Raw genomic sequence first — 12,435 nt, forward strand, 5'->3', positions numbered from 1 at the left:
CAGGGCGGGTTCAGGCGGCGTCGGGCTCCGCGTCGGCCTCGGCGAGGCCGGCGAGCAGGGCGGTGCCGGTATGGCCGACATGGTCGGCGAGGAGGCGGCCGGCGGAGGCGGGATCGCGGGCTTCGAGCGCCGCCAGGATCGCCCGGTGCTCGGCGACCGACTCGTCCCAGCGCGCCCGGCTGTCGAGGGCGCGGCGGCGCGCGATCTCGGCCCGGGCGTGCAGCGCCTCGTGCGCCTCCCGCAGCGGCCCGTTGCGGGCGGCGGCGACGATCAGGGCGTGGATCTGCTGGTTGAGGGCGAAGTAGGAGCTGAGATCCCCGGCCGCGTGGTGCGCCTCCATCTCGGCCTGGAGCTGCCGCAGCCGCTCCAGCTCCGCCGCGGTGATCCGCAGGGCCGCGAGCTCGGCGGCCCCCCGCTCGATCGTGGCGATCGCCTCGAACAGCGCCGACACGGCGTCGCGCCGCAGCTCCGCCACCCGGGGCGAGCGGTTCGGCCTGAGCTCCACCAGCCCCTCGACGGCCAGGAGCTTCAGCGCCTCGCGCAAGGGGGTGCGCGAGATGCCGAGCGCGGCGGACAGCTCCGTCTCGACCAGGGCGCCGCCCGCGGGCAGCGTGCCCTCGACGATCAGCGCCCGCAGGCGCTGCGCCGCCTGGTCGTGCAGGCCGAGCCGGGGCCCCAGGCCGGCGGCCGGCTCCAGCAGGACGGGCTTGCGGGGGCGCCCGCGGGGGCGCCGGACCGGGTCCATGCGGGTCGTCTCCATCGCTCGCCGCCACAGGTGGCAACGACCGGGACCATAGCCGCTCCGGACGGCGGCAGGCGCATCAATTCCAGGCAATTTCTGGCGCCTGCATCAGCATTTGGCATTAATTGCATGCAGAGCACGAAAAATGCGTTGCGCCGGGTCCGGACCCGTCACACCCTGGTCTCGCGGCGGTTCCGAACGGCCCGCCGCGAGAGCTTTCGAGACGTCCGGCCAAGTCCGATCGGCCACGTTCAACCGGTCAAGCCCGATCGCGCTCCCGGACGGCGCGCCCCTCACAGCGAGGATCATCCCCATGCGCCGCCACCTCGGCCCCCTCCTGGCCGCCGCCCTGTGGTCCCTCTCGCCCGCCTCAGGCCAGGAGGCACCGGTCAAGGTCGGCTACGCCAAGTGCGCCCACTGCCTGCCGGTCGCCCTGCTGCCGGGCCTTGCCAAGGGCGTGACGATCGACGCCACCGGCTTCAACTCCGGCAACGACGTGCTGACGGCGCTGATCGCCAAGAGCCTCGACGTGGCGCAGGTGACCTACCTGCACTACGTCACTGCCCTCGACAAAGGCTTCGACATCGTGGCGGTGGCCGGCGAGGTGAACGGCGGCTCGGAGTGCCTCTCCGCCAAGGCGCTGGGCCTCAAGGCGGACGACTGGGCCGGCTTCAAGGCCGCGGTCGAGAAGGCGAAGGCGGCAGGCAAGCCCCTCAAGGTGGCGGCCTCCCGCGGCAACGCGCAGGACATCCACATGCGCGGCGCCTTCCTCAAGCAGGGCATCAACCCGAACAAGGACATCCAGTTCGTCAACATCCCGAACCCGTCCGACCACCTGGCGGCGATACAGCGGGGCGAGATCGACATGGTCTGCTCGGTCGAGCCCTTCGCCTCGCAGATCCGCATGGCGGGCGCCGCCGAGCGCTTCGTGCTGCCCTACGACCAGGCGGCCGGCAACCTGACCAACCTGATCGTCACCCGCTCGGACGTGATCGCCTCCCGCCGCGCCGCCGTGCAGGCGGTGGTGGACGCGGACGTGGCGCTGGTGGCCAAGCTCGAGGCCGACAAGGGCGTCTGGGTCGACGTCATCAACCAGAAGACCGGCCTCGCCAAGGACGTCGCCGCGGAGGCGATCAAGAACGCCGAGCCGGACTACCGGATGCACCGGGCGAAAACGCTCGCCATCGCCGCGATGATGCGGGACCTCAAGTACATCAGCCGCGACGTCTCGGCCGACGTGGAGAAGCACATGGACTTCTCGTTCCTCGAGGCCGCCACGAAGAAGACCCGCGATGGCCTCGGCTACTGAGACGGCACCGCTGCCGGCGGCGCACCCCGCCCCGGCCCGCGGGCTGCCCCGCCGGCTGGTGGCCCTCGCCGAGCGGGCGGCCCTGCCGCTCCTCCTCGTCGCCGGCTGGGAGGCCTTCGCCCGCTCCGGCGCCCTGCCGGCGGCGCTCCTGCCCGCCCCCACCGCCGTGCTGCACGCGCTCGGCGACTGGCTGCTCGGCCTCGACGAGAGCACCCAGACCTATTCGGGCCACTGGATCCAGGACGCCCTCGCCAGCCTGACCCGGGTCGCCGCCGGCTACGCCATCGCGGCGGTCTCGGCGATCGTGCTCGGGGTCGCGATCGGCTGGTGGCGGCTCGTCGAGCGCACCGTCGAGCCGACCCTGCAGATGCTGCGGCCGATCCCGCCGGTGTCGTGGATCCCGCTCGCCATCATCTGGTTCGGCATCGCCGACAAGCCGGCGATCTTCCTGGTCTTCCTCGGCGCGTTCTTCCCCGTGCTGATGAACACCATCCACGGCGTGCGCGGGGTCGACCGCAACCTGATCCGGGCCGGCGCGATGATGGGCGCCTCCGAGCGCCAGCTCCTCACCGACATCGTGCTGCCCGCCGCCCTGCCGTCGATCTTCTCGGGCCTGCGCATCGCCATCGGCTCGGCCTGGATGCTGACGGTGACGGCCGAGATGGTCGCGGTGAAGAGCGGCCTCGGCTACGTGCTGTGGGATTCCTACTACTTCCTGCGCTACGACATCGTGCTCGCCGCGATGATCTCGATCGGCCTCCTCGGCTACCTGTCCGACCTCGGCCTCAAGGCGCTGATGGCCTCGGTGCTGCACTGGCAGAAGGGCACGACGGTGCAGGGGCGGTGATGCGCCCCTTCCCCTTCCCTCGGATCGGAGATTGTCCATGAGCGCGATCGACCTCGCCGACGTGCAGAAAGTGTTTCGCGACCGCGACGGGCGCGACCTCGTGGCCGTGGACCGGACCCGGGCGACGATCGAGAAGGGCGAGTTCGTCTGCCTCCTCGGGCCCTCGGGCTGCGGCAAGTCCACCCTGCTCAACATGATCGCGGGGTTCGAGCGGCCGAGCGCCGGCGAGGTCCGGGTGGCGGGCCGGGTCGTCGAGCGGCCGGGGGCCGACCGCGGCGTGGTCTTCCAGCAGCCGACGCTGATGCCCTGGCTGACCGTGATCGACAACGTCGCCTTCCACCTCAAGCTCAAGGGCGTGGGCAAGGCAGAGCGGCACGCGCGGGCGAAGACCTACATCGATCTCGTCGGGCTCGCCGGCTTCGAGCGGCACTACCCGGCGGAGCTGTCCGGCGGCATGAGCCAGCGGGTCGGCATCGCCCGGGCGCTCCTCATGAACCCGGCCGTGATCCTGATGGACGAGCCCTTCGCGGCGCTGGACGCCCAGACCAAGATCGAGATGCAGGAGGAGCTGGTCACGATCTGGCAGCGGGTCGGCGCCACGGTGGTGTTCGTCACCCACTCGGTCGACGAGGCCCTGGTGCTCGGCAACCGCATCGCCGTGATGAGCCGGCGCCCGGGCCGCATCCGCGAGTTCATCCCGTTCGACCTGCCCCGGCCGCGGGACGTCACCAGCCCGGAGTTCAACGACATGAAGCGCCGGATCCTCGGGCTGATCCGCGAGGAATCGAGCCGCGCCAGGGCCGCCGCGTGATGACCCGGCTCGGGATGCTGACCCCGTCGTCGAACACCCGGCTCGAGCCGGCGACCGCGGACCTGCTGCGCGGCGCGCCGGAGATCACCGCGCATTTCTCGCGCTTCCGCGTCACCGAGATCACCCTCTCGGCGGCGGGTCTCGGGCAGTTCGACGAGGCGCCGATCCTGGCGGCCGGCCGGCTGCTGGCGGACGCCAAGGTCGACGCGATCGCCTGGAACGGCACCTCGGCGGCGTGGCTCGGCTTCGACCGCGACGAAGCCCTGTGCGCCCGGATCACCGAGGCGACCGGGATCCCGGCGGCGACGGCGGTGCTGGGCTTTCGCGAGGCCTTCACCCGGGCCGGCATCCGCCGGGTCGGCCTCGTCACGCCCTATACGGGCGACGTGCAGGAGAAGATCCGGGCGAACTGGGGGGCGGCCGGGTTCGACTGCGCCGCCGAGCGCCATTGCGGCCTCTCCGACAACTTCTCGTTCGCGGAGGTGCCGGAGGCGGACGTCGCCGCCATGGCCCGGGCGGTCGCTGCCGAAGGCGCCGAGGCCGTGGCGATCGTCTGCACCAACATGGCGGGGACGGCGCTCGTCGAAGACCTCGAGGCCGAGCTCGGCATCCCGGTCTTCGACTCGATCGCCGTCACCCTGTGGGCGGCCCTGCGGGAGGCGGGCGCCGACCCCGGCCGGATCACCGGCCAGGGCGGGCTGTTTCGCCTCTGACGATCAGCGATCGGCCTTGGCGCCGCCGAGGGTCAGCTCGAGGTAGCGCCGGGTGGTCGGCCGCACGAGGTCGGCCATGGTCTGGGCCATCGCCAGCTCTTCCTTCAGCGACATCTCGAAGGCCGGCAGCCGGGCGCTCTGGCCGGCGGCCTCCGCCAGGGTGATCAGCGCGTCGTAGGCCGCCGCCTCGTAATTCTCGAAGGCGCGGTTGGCGAAGGCGTTCTTCAGGATCTCGTCCTGGGCCGGGGTGTGGGCGAGCGCCGCCATGTTGCCCATGAAGCCGAGCACGCCCTCCTTCAGGGTCGAGGGGCTCTCGGACATCGCCGCCAGGGCCTCGTCGAGCCGGTCGCGCTGGCCGTGCGTCTCGGTGATGTGCCGGCGCAGCGCCGCCTCCATGTCGGGGTAGCGCTCCAGCCGCTCGACCTGCCGCTCCATGATCTGCAGGGCCTGCAGTTCCAGGGCGTGGGTGTTCTTCAGCGCGGTCACGTACAGCGAACGGATGTCCTCGGCCATCGGGGGTTCCTTCCTCAGTTGTCGGGCAAAGGCCTTCGGCAAGGGTCGTCGGGCAAGCGGTTCGAGCAAGGGATCTGCTGCTCGGCCCAACGCCGGTCGCACCCGCCGGTTCGCGCCAGATACTCATACTGTGACAAAGTATCCGAGGGTGCCGGGGCGGCTCGGAACGCCGGGAGGCAGCAGGCGTTGACCGCGCTCCATGGCGGAGCCGGCCCGAGCGCCGCCGCCGCCCAACCACCCAACAGGGAGACCCGCCATGACCGCGTCACCGCCTCCAGTGCCGCCGGCGAACCGCTCCGACAAGGGCCCCGGCAGCGCCGAGCGCGCGCCGACCGAGACGGGGCCGAAGGGCTCCGGCCAGGCCAAGGACCCCGACAAGGTCGGGCAGGCCGGCAATTCGAAGGTGAACACCACCAACCAGGGCTACCAGCAGGATCGGTGAACCGATGAGCACTTCCGACAAGACGGACGCCGCCAACCGCCATCACGGCGGCCCGGGCAGCAGCCATCAGCGGCCGGACCGGCCCGACCCCACCGCCCATGCCGGCCCGAACCCCGGCTCCGCCACCAACGACAGCCGCTCCCACGTCTCGGGCGGCGGCGGCGAGCGCGACCGCCACCACACCCACGACCCCGACCGCAAGGGACACTCGCCGCGGTCGCATTGAGGCAGACCGGCGCCGGGCCGCCCGGACTCCGCGGGCTTCCTTCCCGAAGGATGTTTCCCGTGGAACAAGGGCGGCCCCGTTCCGGGGCCGTCGCATCGGCGTCGTGCGCGTGACGCGCGGGCCGCCGACGCATCACCAGGCACGGCGACTGACTACGGATGCGAGGATCCTCCGTCCCCGGTCGATCGCGGGATCGACCGGGGAGGCGGCGTCGGCGGGAACCAGCGTCCGCCCCGATCCTGTCACGGCCTCAGCGCGATATCGCCAAGGTCGAACCTCACATGAGCCTCCCTGACGATCCTCGCACAGGGAGCCGCGCCATGCCCCACTCCGCCCTCCTTCGGCCCGCCGACGGCCTCACCCGCCGCGCCGCCCTGATCGGCGCCGCGCTGATCGCCTGCGTAACCCGCGGCGCCGCGGCGGCGGAGGACGCGGCGGCCAGGCTCGCGCAACTGGAGCGGCGGGATGGCGGGACGCTCGGGGTCGAGGTGCGCGACACCGCCACGGGCCGCCGCTTCGGTCATCGTGCCGACGAGCGCTTCCCGATGTGCAGCACCTTCAAGGCGCTCGCCGCCGCCGCGGTGCTGGCCCGGGCCGACCAGGGCAAGGAGGACCTGAACCGCCGGATTTCCTACGGCCGCGACGACCTCCTCAGCTACGCCCCGGTCACGGCCAAGCACGTCGAGGCCGGCATGACCCTGGCCGAGCTCTGCGCCGCGGCCGTGGTATGGAGCGACAACACCGCCGCCAACCTGATGCTGACGACGCTCGGCGGGCCGGAGGGCATCACCGCCTTCGCCCGCGCCCACGGCGACACCGTCACCCGCCTCGATCGCACCGAGCCGACGCTCAACACCGCCATCGCCGGCGACGTGCGCGACACCACCAGCCCGGCGGCGATGGTCGGCCTTCTCGACCACGTCCTGCTCGGCCGGGCCCTGTCGGCGGAATCCCGCGCCCGGCTCACCGGCTGGATGCACGAGAGCCCGACCGGCTTGAAGCGCGTGCGCGCCGGCCTGCCGGCGGAATGGCGTACGGCGGACAAGACCGGCACGGGCGACAACGGCACTGCCAACGTCGTGGCGCTGATCCACCGCCCGGACGGTGCGCCGATCCTCGCGGCGGTGTACCTCACCGGCTCGCCGGCCGAGCCCGCCGCGCGCGACGCTCTTCACGCGGAGGTCGGGAGGCTGATCGCCCGGAGCTTCCCGGGCGCCTGAACGGCGTGTCGACCGACGCGGAAGGCTTGCGCGATCGCCAGCCGTCAGCCGAACGGCCGCTCACGCGGCCGAGCGGACGATCCGGGTGATGGCGAGCGGCGGCCGGCCGGACTTCTCCGCGATGTCGCGGTCCTGCTCCTCGATGGCCTGGCGGATGGCGGTATCGGCGTCGAGGTCGAGCACGGCTGCCCGGGGCACCCGCCGGTTGGAGCGGCGCGAACCGTCCTCGTAGTAGACGTCGAACAGGACGAAGCCCGTGTCCTGCACCTTCGGCTTCTGCTTCGAACGCAACATGGTCGTGACTCTTCTTGGCGGCGGAGCGCGCGTCGCCGCGGCGCCGGGCACGGCCGGAGCCGCACGGCGCGGGCCCGCGCCGCGAGGTGGGGGATCGATCAGGCGATGGCGGTCCTTCGGGCGCCTGGTCGGGGCCTGCCTCGGACGGGCCGGCGCGCGACGCAAGGGCGGATATGGGGCCGAAAGCCGCCGGAGGCCAGCGCGAAGCGCCGGCGCCGATGCCGCAGTGCGGGAGACGATGGGACGGACTGAGAAGGTCTCAGCCGGTATACATCACCGCCGCCACCGGGGCGGCCTTGGTCCGGCCCGGATGGCTCATGGTCCAGATCGACCAGACGGCGAGGGCGGAGCAGGACAGGAGCACCAGGCCGCGGACGTAGCGGCCGCGATGGATGTCGCGCACGGCGTAGACCGGCATCAGCACCGCCTTGGCGGCGTTGCGCAGGGCGAGAACCATCAGGATCGCCACGAAGGCCGTTACTGTCCCGAGCATGCCCATCCCCCTCGATTGAGCCACCGTGTTCGAGCCTAACCTCGCAACACGGCGAAACGAAGTCACGTCCCCGCATCGTCGCGGGGGCGGCCCGCCGATCTGATCGGACCTTGCGCGCCGGATGGTTAACGGAAGGTAGCGTGCGCCGCTCTCAGCGCACCCGCTCGAAATCCGGCCCCGCATAGGCCCGGACCGCCCGCCCGCCCCGGTCCGCCACGGCGATGTTCAGGGACCAGCGCTCCCGCATTCCGGCCTGGGCCTGCGCCTCCGCCCGGGCGCCGAGCGCCAGCCCGAGCCGCGTCAGGGCGAGGGCCCGGTTGCGATGCTGGCTGCGCTCCGTGCCGGAGGTGACGACGAGGCCGCTGGGCCGGTGACGCAGCCGCACCGCGCTGTCGGTGGTGTTGACGTGCTGGCCACCCGGGCCGGAGGAGCGGAAGGTCTCCCAGTGCAGGTCGGCCTCCCGCACGCCGAGATCCGCGAGCCGGGGCGGCGTCACCCGGGCGACGGTGACGAACCAGTTCTTGCGCCCGAGCCCGGGCCGGAGCGGGCTCGGGCAGGTCCACCGGACGGTGCCTTCCCACGACCGCGCCCAGGCCTCGGTCCCGTCGCCCTCGACCCGGACGAGGGCCGAGAGCAGGCCGGCCTCGCCGGCCTTCGTCTCCAGGACGGCAGCGGCGAGGCCCGACGCCGCGGCGTCGCGCGGCAGCACGGTGCACAGGCCGGCGACCGCGATCTGGCACTCGCCGGGTCCGCGCCCGGCGCTGAGATGCAGCAGGACCTCCATCTCAGCGCTCCCGATGCTTGACCGCGCGGGCGGCGCGGCGCTCGCGCAGGCGGGCCTGCTTGTCGCCGCGGGCCGGGCCGTCCGGGTCGAGCGAGCACTTGAAGGTGACGAGCGGCCGCAGCACGGCGACGGTCCGGACGAGCCCGGCCGCCTCCAGGTCGCCGACGACCGAGGCCGCCGGCTTGTAGGCCGGCGGCGCCTCCTCCCAGAGCAGCCGCTCGTCCCCGCACACCACCACGCCCCCGAAGGGGTTGCGGGCGAGGTCCTCCCGGCGCAGGCGGCCCTTGAGCTTGTCCCTCGCCTCGTGCCGCCCGAGCTTGCGCCCGGCGCCGTGGGCCAGGGACCACAGGGTGTCGGCCCGGTCCGGGACCGGCTCGACCAGGACGCTGACGTCGCCCCGCGAGCCGGGCACGACCACCGGCCCGCGATCGGCCGGGGCCGCCCCCTTGCGGTGGAGGTGGCAGCGGCACCCGCCCACCTCGATCGGCGTGACGCCGTTGTGGCAGAGGTCGAGCAGGCACCGGCCCTCCGCCCCGAGTGCGGCGAGGGCCCGGTGGGCGACGAGGTCGCGGTTGGCCCGGGCCCATCCCACAGCCGCGTCGTGGGCGGCCAGGTAGGCATCGGCGTCCGGCGTGTCGGCCCGCAGCGGCGAGGCTCCGTGCCACTCGGCATGGGCCCGCAGGATCGACTCGCCCAAGCCCCGGCTGCCGGTATGGACCAGCAGGACGGCCCGGGCCGGGTCGAGCCCGATCCGCGCCGACGCTTCGGCATCCCGGATCTCGGCGACGGCCTGCACCTCCAGGAAGTGATTGCCGTGCCCGACCGTGCCGAGGGCGGCGTCGTAGGCGGTGGGAGCCACGCCGCGCTGGCTGAGCCAGCCGGCGACGTCGCCCTCCCACGGGCCGTCGAGCCCGTCGAACCGGTCCGCGATCCGCGCCGGGTTGGCCCGACGCAAGGACAGGTCGGTCTGCCACAGGGCCATGCCGCAGCCGATGTCGGAGCCGACCAGGGCCGGCCGGATCAGCCCCTCCGACAGGAAGGCGGCCCCGACCGGGCCGTTCTTGCCGGGGTGCAGGTCCGGCATGCCGACAGTCTCGCGCATGCCGGGAAGCGCGCCGGTCTCGTCGAGCTGGCGCAGGGCCTCGCCCTCGATCCAGGTCGAGGCGGAGGCGACCACGCGGACGCCGGGGGCGCGCGTGGCGATGATCGAATTGCCCATGAGGGATGTGGATTCCGTGGCCGCGCGAAGCGGCCGAAGACGAGCCTCAGCGGACGGACAAGCCGCCTCGCCGCGTCAGAACGCCGGTCCGCCGCACTCGCGGGGATCCTCGCGTCTTTGCCCCGTCAGAGGACGGGGCGGGCATGGATGCATTCCATGGCTCGCCCTCCCGCCGGGTCCAGTCCCGGTCCACGCTTCGCTGTTACCGCAACGGAAGCAGCGTGGCAATCCGCGGGGGGCCGGCGTCGTCGAGGGAGGTCAGTAGCCCCGGGCCGCGTCGACCGCGCCCGGGGGGATCCGGCCCTCGCGCACGGCCTCCGCCGCGGCCAGCAGGGTGCGGGCGACCGCCTGCGGACTCGCCTCGCAGGCCTCGTGCGGCGTGACGCGGATCGCCGGATGGTCCCAGAACGGGTGCGAGGCGGGCAGCGGCTCGGTGGCGAATACGTCGAGGGCGGCGCCCGCGAGGTGGCCGGAGGCGAGGGACGCGAGGAGGTCGGCCTCGACCAGGTGCTCGCCGCGGCCGACCTGGATCAGGTATCCGCCCGGGCGCAGGCGCGCGAGGAGCGCGGCGTCGAGGAGGCCGCCCGTCTCCGGCGTCAGCGGCAGCAGGTTCACCAGCACCTCGCTCTCGGGGAGCATCGCCGCGAGACCCTCCGGCCCGTGATGGTGGATGACGCCGGGACCGGCCGTCTGCGGCGTGCGGCCCCAGGCCCGCACCGGGAAGCCGAGGGCGGCGAGGTCGGCCGCGACCCGCCGGCCGATCTGGCCGTAGCCGAGCAGGCCGACGGGCACCGCGCTCGCGTCGCGCGGATAGAGGCGGCGCCAGACCCGGTCGCGCTGGTTCTCCGCGTAAGTCTGGAAGCGGCGCTGGTGGCCGATGACGTGCCAGAGCACGAAGCCCGACATCGCCCGCGCCTGGTCGGGATCGACCACCCGCACCACCGGCAGGTCGGGCGGGCGTCCGGGGCAGGCGAGCAGGTTGTCGACGCCCGCCGCGATCGAGCACAGGGCGGCGAGGTTGGGGTAGCGTGGCAGCGCGTCGGCGGGCGGGCGCCAGGCCAGCGCCAGGCGCACCCGCTCGGGCTCCGGCGCCGGATGGTCGAGGATCTCGACCCGGTCGGCGATCTCGCCGAGCGCCGCGCCGAACAGCCGGCGCAGGTCGGTGGTGGCGCTGAGGAGCACGCAGGGCAGGCGGTCCATCCTCAGGCCGCCTGCCGCACCCGGCCCGGCACGGCGTCGAGGAGCGCGCGGGTGTAGGGGTGCTCGGGATTGGCGAAGAGCGCGCCCGCGGTCTTGAGCTCGACGATCTCGCCCTGGCGCATCACCGCGATCCGGTCGCAGATCTGCGCCGCCACCCGGAGGTCGTGGGTGATGAACAGCATCGACAGGCCGAGGCGCGTCTTCAGGTCTTCCAGCAGCGCCAGCACCTGCGCCTGGACCGAGACGTCGAGGGCCGAGACCGCCTCGTCGGCGACCAGCACCTCGGGCTCAAGGGCGAGTGCCCGGGCGATGCCGATGCGCTGGCGCTGGCCGCCGGAGAACTCGTGCGGGAAGCGCTCCAGAGCCTTGGCGTCGAGGCCGACGAGATCGAGGAGGCGGCGCGCCCGCTCCATCGCGTCGGGCAGGGACACGCCGTGCGCCACCGGCCCGTCGGCGATGATGCGGCCGACGCTGCGGCGCGGGTTGAGCGAGGCGAAGGGGTCCTGAAACACCATCTGGATGCGGCTGCGGGCCTGGCGCAGGGCCTCGCCCCTGAGCCGCGTCAGGTCGGTGTCGCCGAGGCGCACTTGGCCGGCGTCCGGCTCGATCAGCCGCATCACCAGGCGGGCGACCGAGGATTTCCCCGAGCCCGATTCGCCGACGAGGCCCAGCGTCTCGCCGCGGTGGAGTGCGAACGCCACGTCCCGCGCCGCCGCCGTGCGCCGCGGCGCCCGCCACAGCCCGCCGCCGGTGACGTAGGTCTTCTGCAGGCCCACCACCTCGACCGCCTTCGGGCCCGAGAGGGGAGGGCGGGTCGGCGGGTCCATGGTCGGCACCGCGGAAAGCAGCGTGCGGGTATAGGGCGCCTGCGGCCGGCCGAGCACCGCGGCGGCCGGGCCCTCCTCGACCACCCGTCCGTGGCGCAGCACCAGCACCCGGTCGGCGATCTCCGCCACGACGCCGAAATCGTGGGTGATGAACAGGACGGCCATGTTGCGGCGGCGCTGCAGGTCGCGGATCAGCTTCAGGATCTGCGCCTGGGTCGTCACGTCCAGCGCCGTCGTCGGCTCGTCGGCGACGAGCACGGCGGGCTCCAGCGCCAGCGCCATGGCGATCATCGCCCGCTGGCGCTGCCCGCCCGAGAGCTGGTGCGGATAGGCCCGCACGATCCGCTCCGGCTCCGGCAGCCCGACCTCGCGGGCGAGCGCCACCGCGCGGGCGCGGCGCTCCTTCGGCGTCAGCTGGCCGTGGGCCTCGAACATCTCGGCCATCTGGTCGCCGATCCGCATCAGCGGATTGAGCGCCGTCATCGGCTCCTGGAAGATCATCGCGATCCGCCGGCCGCGGGTGTCGCGCCAGGCCGCATCGTCCTGGCCCAGGAGATCGGTGTCGCCGAGGCGGATCGTGCCGGAGACCGGGCGCACCGCCTTCGGCAAGAGGCCCATCAGCGCGTGGGCGCACATCGACTTGCCGGAGCCCGATTCGCCGACGAGGCACAGGATCTCGCCGGCCACGAGGTCGAACGAGACGCCGTCGACGGCGTTCGCCCGGTCGCCGCCCGCCGGCAGGGCGAGGCTCAGGTCCCGGACCGCGACGGCGATCCGCCTTGCATCGGTATCCAT

15 protein-coding genes are annotated in these 12,435 nt (G+C 73.3%); 7 read left to right on the top strand and 8 right to left on the bottom strand.

Features of this window, described 5'->3' with window-relative positions; all coding sequences use genetic code 11:
- Positions 1 to 10: 10 nt before the first annotated feature.
- The gene (locus VQ02_RS06510; RefSeq protein ID WP_048443354.1) at positions 11 to 745 is read right to left on the bottom strand and encodes a GntR family transcriptional regulator; all 735 of its coding nucleotides are present in this window, start codon (positions 743 to 745) and stop codon (positions 11 to 13) included.
- A gap of 310 nt (positions 746 to 1,055) precedes the next feature.
- On the opposite strand from VQ02_RS06510, the gene VQ02_RS06515 reads away from it, so the two are divergent.
- Genes VQ02_RS06515 through VQ02_RS06530 form a run of 4 tightly spaced genes read left to right on the top strand, consistent with a single transcriptional unit; the run spans position 1,056 to position 4,422 of the window.
- Positions 1,056 to 2,051, top strand: a complete 996-nt coding sequence (locus VQ02_RS06515; protein ID WP_048443355.1) for an ABC transporter substrate-binding protein — start codon at positions 1,056 to 1,058, stop codon at positions 2,049 to 2,051.
- Positions 2,035 to 2,898, top strand: a complete 864-nt coding sequence (locus VQ02_RS06520) for an ABC transporter permease (protein ID WP_048443356.1) — start codon at positions 2,035 to 2,037, stop codon at positions 2,896 to 2,898. The genes VQ02_RS06515 and VQ02_RS06520 overlap by 17 nt, the downstream gene beginning before the upstream one ends.
- A gap of 37 nt (positions 2,899 to 2,935) precedes the next feature.
- Positions 2,936 to 3,709, top strand: coding sequence for an ABC transporter ATP-binding protein (locus tag VQ02_RS06525; RefSeq protein WP_048443357.1), 774 nt, complete (start codon positions 2,936 to 2,938; stop codon positions 3,707 to 3,709).
- Complete coding sequence (locus VQ02_RS06530; protein ID WP_048443358.1) at positions 3,709 to 4,422, top strand: maleate cis-trans isomerase family protein; 714 nt, start codon at positions 3,709 to 3,711, stop codon at positions 4,420 to 4,422. The genes VQ02_RS06525 and VQ02_RS06530 overlap by 1 nt, the downstream gene beginning before the upstream one ends.
- Before the next feature lie 3 nt (positions 4,423 to 4,425).
- On the opposite strand, the gene VQ02_RS06535 is transcribed toward VQ02_RS06530, so the two are convergent.
- Positions 4,426 to 4,935 (bottom strand): ferritin-like domain-containing protein, encoded by a 510-nt coding sequence (locus VQ02_RS06535; protein ID WP_048443359.1) that lies wholly within the window; start codon positions 4,933 to 4,935, stop codon positions 4,426 to 4,428.
- Between the two features lie 256 nt (positions 4,936 to 5,191).
- On the opposite strand from VQ02_RS06535, the gene VQ02_RS06540 reads away from it, so the two are divergent.
- The 3 genes from VQ02_RS06540 to bla all read left to right on the top strand — a co-directional run bounded on the left by VQ02_RS06540 (position 5,192) and on the right by bla (position 6,823).
- Positions 5,192 to 5,377, top strand: coding sequence for a hypothetical protein (locus VQ02_RS06540; protein ID WP_048443360.1), 186 nt, complete (start codon positions 5,192 to 5,194; stop codon positions 5,375 to 5,377).
- Between the two features lie 4 nt (positions 5,378 to 5,381).
- Positions 5,382 to 5,603, top strand: coding sequence for a hypothetical protein (locus VQ02_RS06545; protein ID WP_048443361.1), 222 nt, complete (start codon positions 5,382 to 5,384; stop codon positions 5,601 to 5,603).
- 320 nt (positions 5,604 to 5,923) lie between these two features.
- A complete protein-coding gene (bla, locus tag VQ02_RS06550) occupies positions 5,924 to 6,823 on the top strand; it encodes a class A beta-lactamase (protein ID WP_048443362.1) in 900 nt (299 codons plus the stop codon).
- 60 nt (positions 6,824 to 6,883) lie between these two features.
- On the opposite strand, the gene VQ02_RS06555 is transcribed toward bla, so the two are convergent.
- The 6 genes from VQ02_RS06555 to VQ02_RS06580 form a co-directional block, all read right to left on the bottom strand.
- The gene (locus tag VQ02_RS06555; RefSeq protein WP_048443363.1) at positions 6,884 to 7,117 is read right to left on the bottom strand and encodes a hypothetical protein; all 234 of its coding nucleotides are present in this window, start codon (positions 7,115 to 7,117) and stop codon (positions 6,884 to 6,886) included.
- 259 nt (positions 7,118 to 7,376) lie between these two features.
- Positions 7,377 to 7,610 (bottom strand): hypothetical protein, encoded by a 234-nt coding sequence (locus tag VQ02_RS06560; protein ID WP_048443385.1) that lies wholly within the window; start codon positions 7,608 to 7,610, stop codon positions 7,377 to 7,379.
- A 151-nt stretch (positions 7,611 to 7,761) separates the two neighbouring features.
- On the bottom strand, positions 7,762 to 8,394 hold the full coding sequence (gene prfH, locus VQ02_RS06565) for a peptide chain release factor H (RefSeq protein ID WP_048443364.1): 633 nt from the start codon (positions 8,392 to 8,394) through the stop codon (positions 7,762 to 7,764).
- Position 8,395: 1 nt separating this feature from the next.
- A complete protein-coding gene (locus tag VQ02_RS06570; protein ID WP_063838469.1) occupies positions 8,396 to 9,613 on the bottom strand; it encodes an RNA ligase RtcB family protein in 1,218 nt (405 codons plus the stop codon).
- A 258-nt stretch (positions 9,614 to 9,871) separates the two neighbouring features.
- Positions 9,872 to 10,813, bottom strand: coding sequence for a 2-hydroxyacid dehydrogenase (locus tag VQ02_RS39705; RefSeq protein WP_048443365.1), 942 nt, complete (start codon positions 10,811 to 10,813; stop codon positions 9,872 to 9,874).
- Between the two features lie 2 nt (positions 10,814 to 10,815).
- Entirely contained in the window at positions 10,816 to 12,435 is a 1,620-nt protein-coding gene (locus tag VQ02_RS06580) for an ABC transporter ATP-binding protein (protein WP_048443366.1), read from the bottom strand.

Source organism: Methylobacterium variabile (genome assembly GCF_001043975.1).
Lineage (GTDB): Bacteria > Pseudomonadota > Alphaproteobacteria > Rhizobiales > Beijerinckiaceae > Methylobacterium > Methylobacterium variabile.

Coding starts and splice junctions, on each gene's coding strand:
- VQ02_RS06510 (WP_048443354.1), bottom strand. CDS start 745: ATGGACCCGGTCCGGCGCCCCCGCGGGCGCCCCCGCAAGCCCGTCCTG.
- VQ02_RS06515 (WP_048443355.1), top strand. CDS start 1,056: ATGCGCCGCCACCTCGGCCCCCTCCTGGCCGCCGCCCTGTGGTCCCTC.
- VQ02_RS06520 (WP_048443356.1), top strand. CDS start 2,035: ATGGCCTCGGCTACTGAGACGGCACCGCTGCCGGCGGCGCACCCCGCC.
- VQ02_RS06525 (WP_048443357.1), top strand. CDS start 2,936: ATGAGCGCGATCGACCTCGCCGACGTGCAGAAAGTGTTTCGCGACCGC.
- VQ02_RS06530 (WP_048443358.1), top strand. CDS start 3,709: ATGACCCGGCTCGGGATGCTGACCCCGTCGTCGAACACCCGGCTCGAG.
- VQ02_RS06535 (WP_048443359.1), bottom strand. CDS start 4,935: ATGGCCGAGGACATCCGTTCGCTGTACGTGACCGCGCTGAAGAACACC.
- VQ02_RS06540 (WP_048443360.1), top strand. CDS start 5,192: ATGACCGCGTCACCGCCTCCAGTGCCGCCGGCGAACCGCTCCGACAAG.
- VQ02_RS06545 (WP_048443361.1), top strand. CDS start 5,382: ATGAGCACTTCCGACAAGACGGACGCCGCCAACCGCCATCACGGCGGC.
- bla (WP_048443362.1), top strand. CDS start 5,924: ATGCCCCACTCCGCCCTCCTTCGGCCCGCCGACGGCCTCACCCGCCGC.
- VQ02_RS06555 (WP_048443363.1), bottom strand. CDS start 7,117: ATGTTGCGTTCGAAGCAGAAGCCGAAGGTGCAGGACACGGGCTTCGTC.
- VQ02_RS06560 (WP_048443385.1), bottom strand. CDS start 7,610: ATGCTCGGGACAGTAACGGCCTTCGTGGCGATCCTGATGGTTCTCGCC.
- prfH (WP_048443364.1), bottom strand. CDS start 8,394: ATGGAGGTCCTGCTGCATCTCAGCGCCGGGCGCGGACCCGGCGAGTGC.
- VQ02_RS06570 (WP_063838469.1), bottom strand. CDS start 9,613: ATGGGCAATTCGATCATCGCCACGCGCGCCCCCGGCGTCCGCGTGGTC.
- VQ02_RS39705 (WP_048443365.1), bottom strand. CDS start 10,813: ATGGACCGCCTGCCCTGCGTGCTCCTCAGCGCCACCACCGACCTGCGC.
- VQ02_RS06580 (WP_048443366.1), bottom strand. CDS start 12,435: ATGGATACCGATGCAAGGCGGATCGCCGTCGCGGTCCGGGACCTGAGC.